Origin of the sequence: Thermococcus sp., from assembly GCF_027012695.1 — an archaeon.
Lineage (GTDB): Archaea > Methanobacteriota_B > Thermococci > Thermococcales > Thermococcaceae > Thermococcus.
Genome location: NZ_JALUYR010000001.1, coordinates 1 through 3,140 on the forward strand (window position 1 = coordinate 1; position 3,140 = coordinate 3,140).

The 3,140-nt window shown below is 55.0% G+C and carries 3 protein-coding genes; all 3 read left to right on the forward strand.

What is annotated here, in order from left to right:
* Positions 1-561: extradiol dioxygenase (locus tag MV985_RS00005; protein WP_297457840.1), on the forward strand; the 561-nt coding region annotated here is incomplete at its 5' end.
* A gap of 189 nt (positions 562-750) precedes the next feature.
* On the forward strand, positions 751-2,100 hold the full coding sequence (locus MV985_RS00010) for a cyclic 2,3-diphosphoglycerate synthase (protein WP_297457842.1): 1,350 nt from the start codon (positions 751-753) through the stop codon (positions 2,098-2,100).
* Positions 2,101-2,622: 522 nt separating this feature from the next.
* The gene (locus MV985_RS00015) at positions 2,623-3,006 is read left to right on the forward strand and encodes a hypothetical protein (protein WP_297457844.1); all 384 of its coding nucleotides are present in this window, start codon (positions 2,623-2,625) and stop codon (positions 3,004-3,006) included.
* The last annotated feature ends 134 nt before the right edge of the window (positions 3,007-3,140 follow it).

The window sequence follows — 3,140 nt, forward strand, 5'->3', positions numbered from 1 at the left end:
GAGTGGAAAACCGATAGGGAGCTGGCCGAGAAAATCTACAGGGCCGAGAAGAGCGCGGGGATTCCGGTGGTGGATTTGAACTTTGCCTCGCTCCGCGGGGAGTACTCCCGGTGGCCGTTGAGCTGGGGGGAACTTATACCGCTCCATTTCCTTGAGAAAAAACCGCTTGTCCTGATGACTCCTTCAAGGGGCGTCGACAGGGAAACCCTCGTGAAGGCAGGAGAAATCCTTGGAAAGGTGCTGGAGGAAAGCGAGAAGAAAATCGCGCTGATAATAAGCGCCGACCACGGGCACGGGCACAGCGAGGACGGCCCTTATGGTAAGGTTAAGGAGAGCGAGGAGTACGACAGGCTAATAATGGAGCTGATAAACGAAAACCGCCTCGAAGAGCTTCCCAGCGTTCCCGCGGAGCTGGTAAGGAAGGCTCTGGTGGACAGCTACTGGGGGATGATGATAATGCTCGGGGCGATGCGGGTTGGAGAATTCCATCTGAAGGAGAATGCCTACGCCTGTCCGACCTACTTCGGCATGGCCGGGGCGCTGTGGGTGAGAAGGGGATGATTACCAGCAGGTGCCATTATCCGGCCCGCAGGTAATTCGAACAGTGTCAATTTTCGTTGTTTTCTGAACGTTTTTCGGAAATCTGAACTTCCAACCGAAAGGGCTCCGCAGGGATCTTTCCCAACTAAACGAAAACCATTATAAGAACGGAGATTACATGGATTGAACAGAACCTGTGAGGTGGTAAAAATGGCCGAGAAGAGGAGGAAGAGGGTTCTAATCCTGGGTGCAGCCGGGAGGGACTTCCACAACTTCAACGTCTTCTTCAGGGACAATCCGGAATACGAGGTCGTTGCCTTCACCGCGACCCAGATTCCGGACATTGAGGGAAGAATTTACCCGCCCGAGCTTGCCGGCGAGCTTTACCCGAACGGAATCCCGATCTGGAGCGAGGACGACATGGAAAAGATAATCAAGGAGCACGATATAGACATCGTCGTCTTCGCCTACTCCGACGTTCCACACGAGCACGTCATGCACCTCGCGAGCAGGGCCCACAGCGCTGGAGCCGACTTCTGGCTCCTCGGTCCAAAGAGCACCATGCTCAAGTCCAGCAAGCCGGTGGTGGCCGTTACCGCCGTCAGGACAGGCTGCGGAAAGAGCCAGACGAGTAGAAAGGTCGCCCAGCTCCTCCAGGAGATGGGCTACAAGGTTGTGGCGATAAGACACCCGATGCCCTACGGAGACCTTAGAAAGCAGGTCGTCCAGCGCTTTGCCAGCTTTGAGGACCTCGACAAGTACGAGTGCACCATCGAGGAGCGCGAGGAATACGAGCCCTACATCGAGAGGGGAATGGTGGTTTATGCTGGCGTTGACTACGAGAAGATTCTCCGCGAGGCCGAGAAAGAGGCCGACATAATCCTCTGGGACGGAGGAAACAACGACTTCCCGTTCTACGAGCCGGACCTCTGGATAGTCGTCACCGACCCGCACAGGCCCGGCCACGAGCTCAAGTACCACCCCGGTGAGACCAACTTCCGCTCAGCTGACGTCATAATCATCAACAAGATTGATACAGCTAACCGCGATGATATCCAGAAGGTCAGGGAAAACATCGAGAAGGTCAACCCGAATGCAACGGTCATCGAGGCGGCCTCGCCGATATTCGTTGACAACCCCGAGCTCATAAAGGGCAAGCGCGTTCTCGTCGTTGAGGACGGACCGACGCTCACCCACGGCGGAATGAAGTACGGAGCCGGCTACGTTGCAGCCAAGAAGTTCGGAGCGAAGGAAATCATTGACCCGAGGCCCTACGCAGTAGGTTCAATCGTCGAGACCTACAAGAAGTACCCGCACCTTGACGTCATCCTTCCTGCAATGGGATACGGCAAGAAGCAGATTAAGGAGCTCGAGGAGACCATCAACAAGGCCGATGCGGATGTGGTTATCATGGGGACCCCCGTTGACCTCCGCAGGTTCATGAAGCTCAACAAACCCGCTGTAAGGGTCCGCTACGAGCTCGAGGAGATCGGCCAGCCCAAGCTCAGGGACGTCCTGGAGGAGTGGGTTAAAAAGGACGAGAGGCTCAAGAAGGAGTGACCTTTCCCATTTTTAATCATTCTTCCGGTGGTTTTTAGGTCAAACGCCGACTATACGGGGGGTTCTTCTGTTTGTCTAGGGCATATTAACGCTTCTATCAATCGTCGGAGTGACCATCGAGTCTGTGACAAGGCAGGGGAGAATGCCGGGAGTGGAGAAGGCCATCGGGATAACCGTCGCCTTTCTCCCAGAGCCGATAGGAGCGTTACTACTTTGTCATCAAGCGCGAGCATCGCTACGAAAGGGAACCGTAAGCCTTTTTAGGGAGAAACCCCAACATCTCCTGCTCGGGGAGTGCCGCCGAAGGCGGAGCCGATGAACCTGGGCGGGTTATTACCCCCTTTTCATCGCTTCAGTTTGGCATTAACGGGTCACACTTTCCTCCACATTCTCCCTCCAGGAGAAGGGAAATTTGGGAATATACTACTTTTGGGATGCATTCGGGAACACGGAATCCTCACCCTTAAGCGCTCGGAGAACGGTTTAAAGAAGGATACCCCCGAAGTACTTCGGGAGGTATTGATGCCAAAGCGAAAAGGCTCGACGTTAAGAAAAGTGCTGGGAAATCAGAGAAGCAATCAGACAGCTCGGCACTTGCCCGGCTGGCTGAACCCCTACGGCGTCAAAAGGTACATTGGTGAAGCCATTAAAGGGGCGGAGAGGGAGCTGGAGCACCTTTTGGGGGGAAGGAGTCCAGGGGTAAGGGCCGTTGTCAAACTGCTGGCGCTGGGCGCCTCGTGGAGGGACATGGTGGGGACAGGGATATCTGAGGACACCCTGAGCAGGTTGCTCTCGACGCTGAGCGAGGGGCTCTTCATCGTGCAGAAGGACGAAGACACGGGGGTATACTATTTCACCGACCCTGTTTACCGGAGGACCGCCATGAGGCTTCCTCTTTTCCTTTGAGGACAACGGCAGGTGTTTCCCATTTTCCCGGCATATTACCCTTCGGGAGGAGGGAAATGGACCGCCATGGATACCTAATGCCGGGAGAATACGTGATAACTATTTTAGACCGCGTAAAAGTTGATGGTGTCTAT

What these genes read in the sequence shown, in the direction of transcription:
- MV985_RS00010 (WP_297457842.1), top strand. Translation starts at nt 751, where the DNA reads ATGGCCGAGAAGAGGAGGAAGAGGGTTCTAATCCTGGGTGCAGCCGGG.
- MV985_RS00015 (WP_297457844.1), top strand. Translation starts at nt 2,623, where the DNA reads ATGCCAAAGCGAAAAGGCTCGACGTTAAGAAAAGTGCTGGGAAATCAG.